Origin of the sequence: Daejeonella sp. (assembly GCF_030695525.1) — a bacterium.
GTDB lineage: Bacteria > Bacteroidota > Bacteroidia > Sphingobacteriales > Sphingobacteriaceae > Daejeonella.
In genome coordinates, this window is record NZ_JAUYSS010000009.1 from 35,535 (window position 1) to 49,839 (window position 14,305).

The 14,305-nt window shown below is 41.2% G+C and carries 12 protein-coding genes and 1 pseudogene; 1 reads left to right on the plus strand and 12 read right to left on the minus strand.

Going from position 1 to position 14,305, the window contains the following annotated elements; all coding sequences use genetic code 11:
• Positions 1-16 precede the first annotated feature (16 nt).
• From Q8S11_RS01345 to Q8S11_RS01375, 7 genes and pseudogenes are all read right to left on the minus strand, one after another.
• Positions 17-1,498 carry a tol-pal system YbgF family protein gene (locus Q8S11_RS01345; RefSeq protein ID WP_305660276.1) on the minus strand — a complete coding sequence of 494 codons (1,482 nt, stop codon included), beginning with the start codon at positions 1,496-1,498 and terminating at the stop codon, positions 17-19.
• 298 nt (positions 1,499-1,796) lie between these two features.
• Positions 1,797-2,561, minus strand: coding sequence for an oxygenase MpaB family protein (locus Q8S11_RS01350; protein WP_305660277.1), 765 nt, complete (start codon positions 2,559-2,561; stop codon positions 1,797-1,799).
• A complete protein-coding gene (locus tag Q8S11_RS01355; RefSeq protein WP_305660278.1) occupies positions 2,558-2,953 on the minus strand; it encodes a DUF2809 domain-containing protein in 396 nt (131 codons plus the stop codon). Before Q8S11_RS01355 ends, Q8S11_RS01350 begins: the two co-directional genes overlap by 4 nt.
• 2 nt (positions 2,954-2,955) lie before the next feature.
• Positions 2,956-4,365 carry a cell envelope integrity protein CreD gene (creD, locus tag Q8S11_RS01360; protein ID WP_305660279.1) on the minus strand — a complete coding sequence of 470 codons (1,410 nt, stop codon included), beginning with the start codon at positions 4,363-4,365 and terminating at the stop codon, positions 2,956-2,958.
• Between the two features lie 52 nt (positions 4,366-4,417).
• Positions 4,418-4,720 (minus strand): transcriptional regulator, encoded by a 303-nt coding sequence (locus tag Q8S11_RS01365; RefSeq protein ID WP_305660280.1) that lies wholly within the window; start codon positions 4,718-4,720, stop codon positions 4,418-4,420.
• The gene (locus Q8S11_RS01370; RefSeq protein WP_305660281.1) at positions 4,717-5,337 is read right to left on the minus strand and encodes a hypothetical protein; all 621 of its coding nucleotides are present in this window, start codon (positions 5,335-5,337) and stop codon (positions 4,717-4,719) included. The genes Q8S11_RS01365 and Q8S11_RS01370 overlap by 4 nt, the downstream gene beginning before the upstream one ends.
• A gap of 264 nt (positions 5,338-5,601) precedes the next feature.
• Positions 5,602-6,087, minus strand: a pseudogene (locus Q8S11_RS01375) (ATP-binding protein); the annotation flags it as partial.
• Between the two features lie 8 nt (positions 6,088-6,095).
• Between Q8S11_RS01375 and Q8S11_RS01380 the strand changes: the two are divergent.
• Positions 6,096-6,518, plus strand: a complete 423-nt coding sequence (locus Q8S11_RS01380) for a helix-turn-helix transcriptional regulator (protein ID WP_305660282.1) — start codon at positions 6,096-6,098, stop codon at positions 6,516-6,518.
• A gap of 323 nt (positions 6,519-6,841) precedes the next feature.
• Here Q8S11_RS01380 and Q8S11_RS01385 read toward each other — a convergent pair whose 3' ends face one another.
• From Q8S11_RS01385 to ffh, 5 genes are all read right to left on the minus strand, one after another.
• Positions 6,842-8,104, minus strand: a complete 1,263-nt coding sequence (locus Q8S11_RS01385) for a hypothetical protein (protein WP_305660283.1) — start codon at positions 8,102-8,104, stop codon at positions 6,842-6,844.
• Positions 8,105-8,150: 46 nt separating this feature from the next.
• Entirely contained in the window at positions 8,151-9,524 is a 1,374-nt protein-coding gene (locus tag Q8S11_RS01390) for a hypothetical protein (protein WP_305660284.1), read from the minus strand.
• Positions 9,525-9,788: 264 nt separating this feature from the next.
• On the minus strand, positions 9,789-11,327 hold the full coding sequence (locus tag Q8S11_RS01395) for a YifB family Mg chelatase-like AAA ATPase (RefSeq protein ID WP_305660285.1): 1,539 nt from the start codon (positions 11,325-11,327) through the stop codon (positions 9,789-9,791).
• A gap of 199 nt (positions 11,328-11,526) precedes the next feature.
• Complete coding sequence (locus Q8S11_RS01400; protein WP_305660286.1) at positions 11,527-12,714, minus strand: hypothetical protein; 1,188 nt, start codon at positions 12,712-12,714, stop codon at positions 11,527-11,529.
• Between the two features lie 160 nt (positions 12,715-12,874).
• Positions 12,875-14,215, minus strand: coding sequence for a signal recognition particle protein (gene ffh, locus Q8S11_RS01405; RefSeq protein WP_305660287.1), 1,341 nt, complete (start codon positions 14,213-14,215; stop codon positions 12,875-12,877).
• Between the last annotated feature and the right edge of the window lie 90 nt (positions 14,216-14,305).

Sequence of the window (14,305 nt, forward strand, 5' to 3'; positions counted from 1 at the left end):
AAAATTAATAATATTCTTATTCACTAAGCCTTCTTAAACCTTCCTTTGCATGAGTGTCAATACCAATTTGATATTCATGATTTTTCATTCCCAGAGCCATATTGTAATAATCAGCAGCTTTCTTATTGTCTTTTATGTACTCGTAAATATTACCCGATTTTAAAGCTGAATTTGCCGCAAAATAATAGCTTTGATTTTTCCCCAAATTAATTGCCCGCTGATAATTCATTATGGCATCATCAAATTTGTTCATCATATCATAGGCTCTTCCATATCGGTAATAGAGCTCAATTTTATCCTTCAGGTTTTTTAAATCGTTGACCTGTATTGATTTTAATTGAGCCAGTGCATTATTATAATCGCCGCCGTCAAAATATAATCTTGCTTTCAATAAAATCAGATTAGGCTTGCCGTCATTTGCTTCTTTCAAAGCCTGCTTATCCTTTTCATTAATTACTGAACCTTTCATTCTTACCAATGTTAAATAATAATTGTATTGCGAAATATTATTTCTTATCAGATAATAAAATGCAAGCCTTAGATAAGTATCCTTTATGTAATTCGTACTGAGGGTCTCATTTGCAAATTTGCTGAGGTATTGATTCGCATCCGAATCCATGCTGCAAAGTTTAGCATTGCCCATCAGATAGTCCATAAGTGGTAAATCAGCGTACTGACTGCCTTTGGGTGCGGCCTCAATAAATTTAATTGCTGCATCTGCATGCCCGGTTCTAAAAGCAGCGTAAGCTTGTAAATAAGCTTTAAGGAGACTTTTATCGTTCATGCTATTCAAGAGCGGTGTTACGTAGCTGTAACTATTCCTGCTCTGAATCACATCTACATTTGTAAAACAAAGCAAAAAGACAATTTCATCATTGTAGTAGCTAAACTTACTATTGGGAATCTGCTGTCTGAATCTTTCCAATTGCTTATTCCCTTTTGTAATATTTCCCTCAATACCCAAAACACTGGCTATTCCTTTCATATTTGTTGGGATGGCTCCAAAGATCACTTCTATCAATCCCAGACTTTTTTGATTGGGCAAAAAGTCTTTATACTTCTCATTATTCTCTTTTAATAAGTCTTTCGCCTTTTTGAAATCATAGGTAGAAGACATGTATTCTCCGAATTTAGCCTTAACCATTGCAGATTGAAGGTAAATCTCAGCCTGGGCAAAAAGATAATAGGGCGAATTTTTATCATTTTTTTTGATTGCATCTATCCTGCCTGATTTCCTGTTCTTAAACTTTTCAAATTCAATTTTGTTTTCCGAAGTAAGCAGGAATAAATAGTCGATATAATTCTCGAGCAGGACCGGAATGCCGTTTTGAGGGTTATTAACTTTCTCGTCCCGGATGTATTTCCTTGCATCATTAAACCGTAAATCAAATATGGCCTGATATGCTGTTATTGAATTGGAGTTGAATACAAAGTTTGCTTTTGCAGCTTGATGGATACCAAAGAAAAAAAGTAGGGTTATAAAATATTTATGATGCATTCCGGGACAACTCGCTTTAAGAATATGAGTATTGATTAATCTTGATTTTGGCTTTTTAAGACCTTGCAAATTTAGATTTATTTTCCCAATTGAACTTTATTGTTAAATGATAGGAGTTTCTCTAGGCTGATGTCAGGAGATTATCTCTTATATTTTACTAATTGGTAATCAGATATTTTTATTGCAAATCCCGGTCCATAAAATTTCGAACGCAATTGTTAATAGCTTTTGTGTGGCCATTCTGAAGGTGCGAGCCAGAGCTCCGGGTCCCAATCCGATTCATGCGGGATTACAAATTTTAGCCGGTATAGGTATCCATAGCCAAAATCTCTTTTTTATATGCTGATGGCAGGATCACATTTTTTAACAGTGATTTTAATCGAATTATCCGGCTGAGCTTGTACAAATTCAGCATGGGAGCAGACAGGGGGTTCTTACCAAGTCCTAGCAGTTGATTTACTTTACCAGGAACAAGCAGAATTTGAGCCTGTCTTAAGATCAGGTATCTGAATAATCCCAGATGTTTTTTATATTGTTTGTAAAGATCTTTGGTGAAATCACCATTGAGCAAATTTTCATTAAGGGATGAATTTCGCATTTGCAGCCATTGCTGATAGTTTAAGGGCAGATCTTTAATACCCATACGCGATCCCATCCTGTAAAAAACATTAAAAACTTCTTCCTTTTCGCCTGCACTTAATTTCCGTTCCAGTAACTCAAAGGAACGTATGGAATAATCAATCAGCATGAACAAAACATCCCGGTAGGCCCAATCGGGAATGTTTTTGCCACGGGAATGTTCTACACCCTTATGGATAGCTGAAATTTTATCAATTGCCTGCATAGCTTCATCATGTTCATAAAAAACAATCTGACGGGCATAGGCTACTGTGGAGAATAACCTTTTAAGGGGATCGGAAGGTAGCCGCCCGGTGAAGTAAAGCCAATCGACCGCTTTATTCAAAGCAAACTCTGCAGAGGCCCCGGCAAAGATCAGCAGGATGGTGTCGCCATTCCCCCAAATCCTGCGGACTATCGAATCTTTGCTCACAAAATACTTCATACTCTTTGGTCTTTAAAATTCCATACTATTGGTTTCATTTTTTCAAACCAGAGTATGGTCAGACAACCTGTTGTATAGGCTACAATATCCATCCAGGCAAAGGATGTTCCAATCAGCGTGCGGGCAAGTTCAGAATTTCCCAGTCCGATGATTTCAACGAATTTGAGATATTGTAAAACTTCTATCAGGTAAGAGAACAGCAGGACTGCCAGCACTGTTGGTTTCACTCCAATTTTGGTAAAAGTCCTGAGGAAACAATACATCAAAATAACAACCAAAAAATCTCCAAAATAAGGCCTGATAAAATCATCGCGAACGTACATCGCGATCAGTATTTCAGTCAAAAATAGTCCTGCTGTCAATCCAAAATAGCCTTTGTGAAACCTGTACATAATTAAATTATGGTATTTAGTTCTTCCTCTTTGTTACTCTCCCAGCTAATTTTTTGCGACAAATACATCAATGCGGCAATAATGACAAATAAACCCACACTTCCCACTAAAAGAGCCATATCCTGCAGCTGAAGAATTACAAAAATAAATCCATAGAACATGCTAAGTATGCCGGCAAAGAGAAGTGCTGCCTTGCTATTTTTAAGCAGTGACCAGATGAATGTTCCGATCAGGCCTATTGTGGCTGCTGAAGCAAGGATATAAGCCGTATTGAAGCCCATTTGTTCGCTAAGAGCAAGTAATAAGGTATAATAAATGGTCATTGCGGCTCCGATCAGCATATATTGGAGGAAGTGAACATTTCTTTTGATCAGCAGTTCTGTAAAGAACAGGGATAAAAAGGACAGTAAAATAACCAGTATGGCATATTTTGCTGCACGGGTGGTCTTTTGATACTGATCTACAGGTAGGAGAAAATCAACCCCAAAAACTGCCCGGGTGTCAGGGTTATTCTTTCCTTTAACAAGTGTATCTGCCTTATTAAAATTAGTATTTTCTTCGATCCATTGCTGAGGATAGGGCCTGTTGTAATAGGGCATTTTCCAGGTAGCTGAAAAGGCCTTGCCCGAAACCGAACGTTCATCGGGCAGATACCTTCCGGTAAAGCTTGGATTATTCCATTCACCCTCAATTTTTACTGATGTGCTCTTTCCAAGGTGCAGAAAGCTGAGCTTCTCGCTTCCCCGCAGGTCGAGATCAAAACTAAAGCTTATTGCAGTGTTCTTCCCTGTACTCAGATTGGGAAGGATGATCAGGTTATTGCTGAATAATTTAAGTGAGGTAAGGTCGGGCTCCGCTTCATAATTTTCATTTCCAAGCCTGATGATCGGATTATTTTTAAGCCCTTTTAAGTCACTCAGTCCGATAGCTACTTTTGCCTGATCCCATTGAATCATCGCAGGATTAATGTTTGATTTTACCAGTTCCAGCGCACTGAACTTACCATTGACCTGAATCTTGCTGTTATAAACCACCGCATCAAAGATCCCTCTGTGAAGCATTTCAGGATTTGCTTTTGATGAGATATTCAGGGTTTCGGGAAGTATATAAATATGGGTCAGAATTTCCCTGGTACTGCTTTTGCTGGTATTGGGATCTTCTGCGATGACCGTAGTTTTATAGGGCAGCACTAAAACCGGTCCCTGTACAAGCTGGCTGCCCGACCATTTGTCGAAAATTTCCCTGTTGACTTCCTCCTGTCTGTTCTGTCGCTCAGCGATCAGATCCTGTATCAGGGAAGAGGGGATTAATAATAGAATGGTCAGAAAGCCGATCAGGCCTAATTTGATTAATACTGATCCGCCGAACCAGTTGTTAAATCCCTTGTTTTCTGTTGTTAGTTCTATCTTCATTTTTAATTGTTTAAAAGTACTTTGAAATTCAAAGTAAATGAATAAAAAAATATTAATGTTTCTGTTGTTTAATTAAATTTTCAAGGGCTTCCAGATGTTTAATAAAGGCTTTCCGGCCTTTTTCAGAAACTGAATATTGTGTATTTGGTTTCTTTCCGATAAAGGTTTTATTCACAATGATATATTCTTCTTTTTCGAGCGCTTTTATATGGGATGCAAGATTCCCGTCAGTTACATCTAATAAGTCTTTGAGGGAATTAAAATCATAATGCTCATTGGCAAGCAATACGCTCATGATCTGCAGGCGTATCCGGTTTTCAAAAGCTTTATCAAATTGTTCCAGGGATGTCTTCACCGGTTGTATTTAAAATGCATGACAGTACCATAAATAATATGCAGGAGGCCAAATCCAATTACCCAGAACAAAAGTCCGGATGCCGGAATTAAAGCCGCCAGTAAACCCAGAATAATCTGACAAAAGCCCAGCCATTTCACATCCGAAAAGGTGTACTGGCTAGCTGATATTAAGGACAATCCGTAAAATATCAGGCAGGCAGATGCAATCAGGGCATATTCCAGCCGTAAAAATAGAATAATTATAAAAAGTCCGCCTGTAAATAACGGAATAGCCATGCTGCTGATCAAACGCCTGCTTACCGGATTCCAGTAGTTTTCGCCTTTTTTCTTTGCCTGGCGGATAGACAACAAGATGCCGCTTATTACTGAGAGGAATAATATTAATACTGCAATCAAAATCAACTCATGGTAAATTTTAGAATCGTCTGTATACGAATTACTTATAGTTAAGCTACCATACTTTTCGTAAACGATCCTGTATCCGATAAATGCACCAAGCAGGGCATATATTCCTGCCATAACTCCAGATAATCCGCTGAGGGAAAGGAATTTGGATGAGCGCTCCATCAGGGTTCTGATAGAAGCCAGCTCAGAATGTATATCTTTTTCTTCCATTTAAAAGTACTTTGATTTTCAAAGTAAATAATAATTATTGATAAATGCAATTATGTTATGATTTTTTAACAACATAGAAAACATAAGAATTGCATGTGGATAAATGCATAAGGTAAGGTTCCGCCTGATGATTGTCGGGATGGTATCGCATTTTGCGATACCATATCTTCAACTTCTTCCATGGATAATTGAACATGAAATTTTCAGGTAGCGTCTTTTATTGTGTTATATTCTATTGTTTCGAGCCTGTGGCTCGTACCCCAATCACCCTGCCCATCCTTCCCGGTCCAAACTCCGGTAATGTATCGCTTCAGCCAGATGCTCTAGTTGAATCTCTTCACTTCCAGCCAGGTCTGCAATAGTTCTTGAGACTTTCAGAATGCGGTCGTAGGCTCTGGCAGAGAGACCAAGTTTTTCCATTGCCTGTTTCAATAATACCTGTCCGCTTTCATTGATTCTGCAAATATTCCTGACCATATTCGGACTCATTTGGGCATTGCAGAACACATCTGCTTTTTCTTCAAACCGTTTGAGCTGAATATTTCTCGCTTCAGTAACCCGTTCGCGGATGGCTTCGCTTTTTTCGCTGAGCCGCTCAGAAGCGAGCTCATTAAAATTTACCGGGGTGACTTCTACATGAAGGTCGATGCGGTCAAGCAGCGGACCGGAGATCTTGCTTAAATATTTCTGAACCACGCCAGGGGCACAAATGCATTCCTTTTCAGGATGATTGTAGAAGCCGCAGGGGCATTCTTGCGTTGCCTATTTCCGAGTATGGCAAAACAACGCTAAAAAGTGCCTTTAAAGCAGGCTATCCCACATTTCCTGAAACACTGGGGCAGCACATCAGGAAACGGCGTATGGACTTAGGACTATTCCAAAAAGATGTTGCGGAAATAGTCGGCACAAGCATCGACTGTATTACCTTTTGGGAAAATGGCAGGTCACAGCCGCAAATTCACTTCTTTCCAAAGGTCATTTCCTTTCTCGGGTATTATCCTTTTGAGGAAGCTGATACATTCAGTGGCAAGCTCACAAAATACCGGCACCTCCACGGACTGACTTATAAAAAACTGGGAAAACGCCTTGGCGTTGATGGCTCAACGGTTGCTAGTTGGGAAGCACGAAAGACAATGCCGAATGAAAGCACTCTCAGGGATATAAATATCTGTATTTCATAAACAAGCAAGCCGCTCAATTGGAGCGGCTTTACTATTTTTTTCAAAAGATAAGAAGCCACTCATGGGGTAACTGTTTAATAATAACCTTGTTTTATAATTCCTTTACCAGCTCGGAGTCAAAGGATCGTACCAGCGAGTCTAGTGATGAGCTTTTTTAATAATCCATACAACTGACTATGATTGGACGTTTATTGTTGTAATCAGCAACCTCTGACACTTTTATATTATCCGCATATGTCTTGGATTTCCCTTTGATTAGATCTGTAACGAAACTCGAATACAACATTTGGTTTAAGAGGATTGGTGTGTATTTCTAATTTTAGCTACCTAAAACTATATCCACATGACACCCCGAAATTGAGAAGGTTGAATGCACCTGAAGAAACGGTTGAATTTTTAATAATAGGAATTAAGGCCGCTCGGGCGGTAAATCCTTCTTTTTTAGGCTGGAGTCGATATCCTATTCGTAAAGGGATAAATGTCCCATTGTTTTTAGATGAATTATCGCTAGCGTTGTCTAACGCTATCTGCGGTGTAATACCGATTCCGAGCTCAATTCCATGGCGGTTTGCTCCGACGATATAATTGATTGCAACTGGCAGAGCAAGCATCCGTCGGTCAGTTGTTTTATTATTATTGATTACTTCCGTACTATAGTGCCCTCCCATTCCTGCACCCGCGCTAAATCCAAAGCCATGATTGATGTTTTTCTTTAGCCGCATATCGTAATTGGCAGATAGAAAGTCACCCTCGAGATACGCCTCCACAAACAGGGCTTTTCTGTGCCTTTCTAGTTCAGCAGGAAAAACACGCTTTTGATAAGATCCTACAGACCTTTTTGATAATCGTTCGTACTGTATATTAACACCCCAAAAGCCTGTTCGAGGATTATAAGCCCCTCGGAACATGTTTCCATTCATCATAACATCAAGTTCACCACGAAGCGGTTGCGAGATGTTGTACATAATTCCAAATTTCACTTGGCCAAGCATGCTGGTTCGCACTACATAGTCTACAGAAATAGGAAGACTGAGGTATAATCTATCCAAATTTACAACACGCGCTCTGACATCTGGTGGCCCTGCTGCAGGGTCATCTGGATCATAAGGTACATTTCTATTAAAAGCGAATGCAATTTCACTGAATCCGTCTTGCGGATAATTGTAAAATCGGACGTTCGGGCCCACGGAAAACTCTAGAAATCTGTGTTTAAGGGGTAGCTTATAAGACGGTGACAAAGTTAACGCGACGAACCCGAGATCAGACGTTTGTAAGCTTACGTTGATTTGGCTATCGCCGCCGGCTCCTGAACCGAACGCACTTCTCGGTGCATCTACTCCAACAATAAAGGGCAGTGCACCATATTCCAGACCAGCTTTCATTCCGACACGACCAGACCGGAAATATTTCAAAGCGTAAATGCCTGCATTTATACCCAGTTTATGGGGGCCATAAATATTTGATGGTGAGGGATTGTTGACCTCGACAGATGGCAAGAGAGTTGGAGTGACCCGAATACCGAAAGAAGTTGTTTGTGCGTCCACTAACGTAACATTAGCCGCAAAAAAAGCGGCTAATGTTATCATTACTGATATAGCTTTACATCTTGTTATCATAGCTACAAGATTCTAATTAATGGGAATAAGTTAGTGTGAACGGTGTTGAACTGACCGAACTTATTACTGTTGCCATATGTAATTCGTTTGACTTCGAAGTTTGGTCTGCCCCCACCTTAAAGTGAGGTTCTTCTGAATATCGTCTTTTATCCCCGCTATTGGTGTACCCTGTATCGAAGCCAGTGGTAACAAGGGTACAATTGCCGCTATACTGATTTCCATGAACCTTGGTTCGTTGGCGTTGGAGTGCAGGACTCCACAAACCTAAGTATTTTTTGTAGGTTTTACTTTGTCCCACGAAAAGTGTTTTGCCCGGTTCGGAGTCTATAACCACCTTTTTCTTTAGCTGTCTGTTAGATCCGTACGAATCTTGACCTTTCTTTTTCGCCTGAAACATGCAAGAGTTTGAACCAGGATTGTAAGGATTCGTCCAATGCCAATCTGTAAATAAACTGACTGGGCCCTCGGAGCCGGTAAAATCTATTTGACCTCCAGCTGTCATTAAGGTTTGCTTTGCAGCGGTGTATGGGAAATAGTTGTCTTCCGGGAAATCGTCCATGTTGTCGTGGGGTTGAGTGAGCCAATAATCTACCTCACTTTGAATCTTCGCTCGCAGAGAACTAAATCCGAAATATGATTCAAATTCTTTGTATGGAAGGAATTGATCAAATCCGGCAGTAATTGCTGCTGCGTCAGCTTGGTCGTCGGTAAGTGAATCCCACTGATCAATTACTGTTTGATGGACCTCGTAGGCGTTTTTGATTCTCTCCTGTAAAGCATCGAATACTGCATAGTCTGCGAAGGTTAAAATTCCGTTACTAATACTGACACCAGTATACGGATCACCCATATACTGGTACCCCGTAAATCCAGCACTATACGGTCCCTCACCCCAAACCCGGTAACTTCCATACATTAAAGGCTTTTGAACATTAAAATTAATATAGTCTGTTGATGATCCAACATATGTGTATACTCCAGTATACCAATTAATTACGTACCAGTCATAGGGTCCTGGGTCATTGAGCTCTGCATAGCAGTTGTAATATGTTCCGGCCAATGATGCTGTAAAGTTTGCAGATTTAGTTGTCATTACTCCGCCTTGATTTTTCTTGCTTTGTTCCTCATTTAGGATGGATGTTATTTTATCAATACTTTTTAAGGTTGGTGAAATCCTTTCAATGGTTTCACCTTTTACCTCAATTTTAAGTCCAGGACTTTGGCGGAGCACCTTCTTTTTCCCTGGCCCTCCCTCGCTACTCAATAGGAGATCGGGTTTCTTAGTTTTTGTGGAATCATCAGCCAATTCCTTTTTGCATCCTCCGGTTAGGAGAATTACTAGGAGACATACCATACTGAGGCGTGTCATAAGTGGTTTGATTGTTTTCATGTTTTTCTTTGATAGATAGGTAGTTATACGTTAATGTAAAGAAATAGTTACATAACAAACCCTTATAACAGCATGGGGGATTTGGCATAAACAAACCGAAGTATTGATTATATTTTATAGGAGTAACTGGTTATACAGATCTTTGCTTCTAACTTATGAGGCTATTTTAATTTCTTTAAGAAAGTCAATTAATGGTCGTAATCCTTAGATATGGGAGTTAAATTTGGTAAAAGCTAAATGATCGAACCAGCATACGGCAAAATATCACCCCGCCCATCCCTCCCTGTCCAAACTCCGGTAATGTATTGCTTCAGCCAGATGTTCTAATTGTATTTCTTCACTTCCAGCCAGGTCAGCAATGGTTCTTGAAACTTTCAGGATACGGTCGTAGGCTCTAGCAGACAGACCAAGTTTTTCCATTGCCTGTTTCAATAATACCTGTCCGCTTTCATTGATCCTGCAAATATTTCTGACCATATTGGGGCTCATTTGGGCATTGCAGAACACATCTGCTTTTTCTTCAAATCGTTTGAGCTGAATATTTCTGGCCTCAGTTACCCTTTCGCGGATGGCTTCGCTTTTTTCACTGAGCCGTTCTGAAGAGAGTTCGTTGAAATTTACCGGGGTGACTTCTACATGAAGGTCGATGCGGTCAAGCAAGGGACCAGAGATCTTGCTTAAATATTTCTGAACCACGCCCGGAGCGCAGATGCAATCCTTTTCAGGGTGATTGTAGAAGCCGCAGGGGCAGGGATTCATCGAAGCCACCAGCATAAAACTTGCCGGGTAATTTACGCTTAGCTTTGCTCTTGATATTGTTACCCTCCGTTCTTCCAGTGGTTGCCTCATCACTTCCAGCACAGTCCGTTTGAATTCAGGCAGTTCATCCAGAAACAGCACTCCATTATGGGCGAGCGAAATTTCTCCGGGTTGTGGGTTGGTGCCTCCGCCAACCAGGGCTACATCACTGATTGTGTGATGGGGAGAGCGGAAGGGCCTGACCGTCATCAGGGAATCGGATGCAGAGAGCTTTCCTGCTACAGAATGAATCTTGGTGGTATCGAGTGCCTCGTACAGATCGAGAGGAGGAAGGATAGTGGGCAGGCGTTTGGCGAGCATGGTTTTGCCGGCTCCCGGCGGACCGATCAGGATCACATTATGTCCTCCTGCTGCTGCAATCTCGAGGGCACGTTTAATGTTCTCTTGTCCCCTGACATCCGAGAAATCGCTGTCATAATTGTTGATATTGTATTTAAACTCTTCCCGGGTATTGACTATGGTTCTATGCAGCTCAAGGCTGTTATCAAAAAATCCAATCACTTCCGATAGCTGGCTCACTCCATAAACCTCAAAATCATCTACAATTGCTGCTTCCCGGGCATTTTCTCTTGGCAGTAGCAGCCCTTTGAATCCATCCCGTTTGCCCTGAATTGCAATCGGAAGAGCTCCCTTGATTGCCTGAATGCCTCCATCCAAAGAAAGTTCACCCAGAATAAGGTATTTATCCAGTTTTGTGCTAAAAATCTGTCCGGAGGCATCCAGAATACCAATGGCAATAGGCAGATCATAGGCAGAACCTTCTTTGCGTATATCAGCAGGTGCCAGATTGACGATGATCCTTTGTCTGGGCATATGAAAGACCGAATTATTCAGGGCACTTTCTATACGCAGCATACTCTCTTTTACCGCATTATCGGGAAGACCGACAACGAAATAATTGAGTCCGCCGCTGATATTAACCTCAATTGTTATTGTGATCGCTTCAATTCCAAAAACGGCGCTTCCAAAGGTTTTTGCTGGCATGGTTACCTAAGTTATGGAAGCATTTGCTGCAAAGGGGGCAAGAATTTAGTAAAAGGTGGGAAGGATTGAGGGAACGGTATTTTAGCTGGATAGCAGGGAGCCTATCAGTGTAAATTGGTGTGGTGATAACCACAACCGAAGGAAAATTTACTCATATTTATGAATGCTTGCTTCCGACTGTATTGAGTCCTGCATGATGCTATTTCGTAAAACTATACCCAAAAGAAACACCTGCAAAGTATGGGTCAAGACTGCCTCCTCTGCCTATTATTGGAGTCCAGCCCATACGCATTATAAATCCTTTTTTAACAGGCTGATAGCGGTAAAGGACATTCAGGTTTCCCCAGGCGTTCATTCTCTGATCATCATGTGGTTTACTGACAGCATATTCCGGAGTAATTCCAATGCCTGTTTCCAGGCCGTTACGGCCCCTGCCAAAGATGTAGTTGACCATTAAGGGCACAGCCACACGTCTTATAAATTCATCTTCATTGTTTTCATAACCTGTGCCTATTCCGAATCCTACCCTTACGCCAAATCCGTCATTACCAGATTTTAATCTCCGATCGTAGTTTAGGGAAAGCAGACCTCCACTGCCAAGAGCTTCCAAAAAAATTGCCTGACGAATCAGTCCATCAGAAGGTTCAATGGGTTTTTCATTCTTCCGGACATTGTAACCATATTGGATACGGATGCCGGTAAAGTCCGTTACAGGTTTGAAATTGGTCTGGAACTTATTCCCATTATCTGCGGTAGCAGTAAATTGGCCACCCCCGGGTTTGGATAGACCGAGATTGCTAATCAGGCTGATACCAATTCGACTTTTTGTGTTGATGGACTTAATGTAGCTTATTCCGCCGTAGATATTTGACTGGAATTTATTTTGGTATGGCGCAACACTGATTTCAAAAGTTGAAAATTCCGATGGATTGGCCGACTGATAATTATAGCCATAGCTGGTATACCCGTTGCTATGAAAATAACGCAGATCAGCACCTCCAAAGAACTCAAATTCTGATCTGAGCCACTTGAATCTGTAAACGGGTTCTAAACTTAAACTGTTATACATCACAACAGAACCAAGGAACTGCTCACTAAAATCACCATCTGGAGTACGATTGATACTAAACTTTGGTCTGAAATAACCAAGGTTAAACCCCGCCCTTATGCCGAGACCAGAGCTTGTAAAACGGGCGTAGCTTAGCCCTCCAAGCCCGGCAAACTGATCTTTTCCCTGGACTATTTGACTAGTTTCATCTAACTTAAGCGGCGAAAGCCAATGAGGAGTGAGTTGAAAACTTAATTCATTGTGCTGAGCTAATACTGAGGAACCTGGCAAAAACGTATAGACGTATAAAGCCAGGAACAATAGCTTTTTCAAATACATAAATTCATAGATTAGGTTACCTAACTTACAAAAAATAGTAATTCAAAAATGTTAAGCTTTGTTAAAATAGGTGAAGCGATCCAAAGTTGTGCTTGTAAACCCCCCCTTCGGCGCAATATCCCTGTGCTTGGTGTTATCACAACCAAACCACCACCAATCTCTACTTCCCAAACGGCATTTTCGGCATACCCTTGAGCATTTTGGCAGCTGCAGCGGGGTTAGAGAACTGCTTCATAACTTTACGCATATCCTCAAACTGCTTGATCAGCTTGTTCACTTCGGTAATATTGGTACCTGAACCTTTGGCAATCCTGGTACGGCGATTTTGATTGATTGAATCCGGATTTTCACGTTCAAAAGGAGTCATTGAGCGGATGATGGCTTCAATTGGTGTAAAGGCATTATCATCAATTTCCACGTCCTTTATCGCTTTTCCAACACCCGGAATCATACCCATCAGATCCTTCATATTACCCATTTTCTTGATCTGTTGAATCTGGCTCAGGAAGTCATTAAAATCGAATTTATTCTTGCGGATCTTTTTCTGAAGTTCGGCAGCTTCTTTCTCATCAAACTGCATTTGTGCACGTTCAACAAGGGAAACCACATCACCCATCCCAAGAATACGGCTGGCCATCCTGTCAGGATAGAACACATCCAGGGCTTCCATCTTCTCACCTGTACCAATGAATTTGATTGGTTTGTTTACGACTGATTTGATAGAGAGTGCAGCACCACCACGGGTATCACCATCCAGTTTAGTCAGGACTACCCCGGTAAAGTCGAGGCGGTCGTTAAAGGCTTTCGCGGTGTTTACAGCATCCTGACCGGTCATGGAATCCACCACAAACAGAATTTCATGCGGATTGGTTTGTGCCTTTACTTCGGCAATCTCTTTCATCAAACCTTCATCAATTGCCAGGCGACCGGCAGTATCAATGATCACCACATTCTGCCCGTTCTTTTTTGCCTCTGCAATCGCAGCTTTGGCTATGCCAACCGGATCTTTTGATTCACGATCAGTAAATACCGGAACCCCGATCTGTCCGCCAAGCACTTCCAGCTGATCGATCGCCGCCGGACGGTAAACGTCACCAGCTACCAATAGCGGTTTTTTATTCTTTTTTGTGACCAGATAATTTGCAAGCTTACCTGAGAAAGTAGTCTTACCAGCACCGTTTAATCCGGCGATAAGAATAATTGTAGGATTTGCAGAAATATTCAATTCCTCTGCCGTTCCACCCATCAGGGCAGCCAGCTCATCATTCATAAGCTTGGTTAATAGCTGTCCGGGCGAAATGGAAGTGAGTACATTCAGTCCGAGTGCTTTTTCTTTTACATCATCAGTAAAAGCTTTTGCAGTTTTATAGTTAACATCGGCATCCAGAAGAGCTTTACGTATCTCTTTCATGGTTTCAGCCACGTTGATTTCGGTTATACTACCCTGACCCTTAAGAACCTTAAATGCTCTGTCGAGTTTATCCTGTAAATTTTCAAACATCTTATTTATCAGCTTTTAGCAGGTGCAAAGGTATGATTTCTAGCTTACTGGACTAAAATAATTGTTTAATCCAAAGGAAAAAGGATCAAA

What these genes read in the sequence shown, in the direction of transcription:
- creD (WP_305660279.1), bottom strand. Translation starts at nt 4,365, where the DNA reads ATGAAGATAGAACTAACAACAGAAAACAAGGGATTTAACAACTGGTTC.
- Q8S11_RS01370 (WP_305660281.1), bottom strand. Translation starts at nt 5,337, where the DNA reads ATGGAAGAAAAAGATATACATTCTGAGCTGGCTTCTATCAGAACCCTG.
- Q8S11_RS01385 (WP_305660283.1), bottom strand. Translation starts at nt 8,104, where the DNA reads ATGATAACATTAGCCGCTTTTTTTGCGGCTAATGTTACGTTAGTGGAC.
- Q8S11_RS01400 (WP_305660286.1), bottom strand. Translation starts at nt 12,714, where the DNA reads ATGTATTTGAAAAAGCTATTGTTCCTGGCTTTATACGTCTATACGTTT.
- Q8S11_RS01350 (WP_305660277.1), bottom strand. Translation starts at nt 2,561, where the DNA reads ATGAAGTATTTTGTGAGCAAAGATTCGATAGTCCGCAGGATTTGGGGG.
- ffh (WP_305660287.1), bottom strand. Translation starts at nt 14,215, where the DNA reads ATGTTTGAAAATTTACAGGATAAACTCGACAGAGCATTTAAGGTTCTT.
- Q8S11_RS01345 (WP_305660276.1), bottom strand. Translation starts at nt 1,498, where the DNA reads ATGCATCATAAATATTTTATAACCCTACTTTTTTTCTTTGGTATCCAT.
- Q8S11_RS01395 (WP_305660285.1), bottom strand. Translation starts at nt 11,327, where the DNA reads ATGCCAGCAAAAACCTTTGGAAGCGCCGTTTTTGGAATTGAAGCGATC.
- Q8S11_RS01355 (WP_305660278.1), bottom strand. Translation starts at nt 2,953, where the DNA reads ATGTACAGGTTTCACAAAGGCTATTTTGGATTGACAGCAGGACTATTT.
- Q8S11_RS01390 (WP_305660284.1), bottom strand. Translation starts at nt 9,524, where the DNA reads ATGAAAACAATCAAACCACTTATGACACGCCTCAGTATGGTATGTCTC.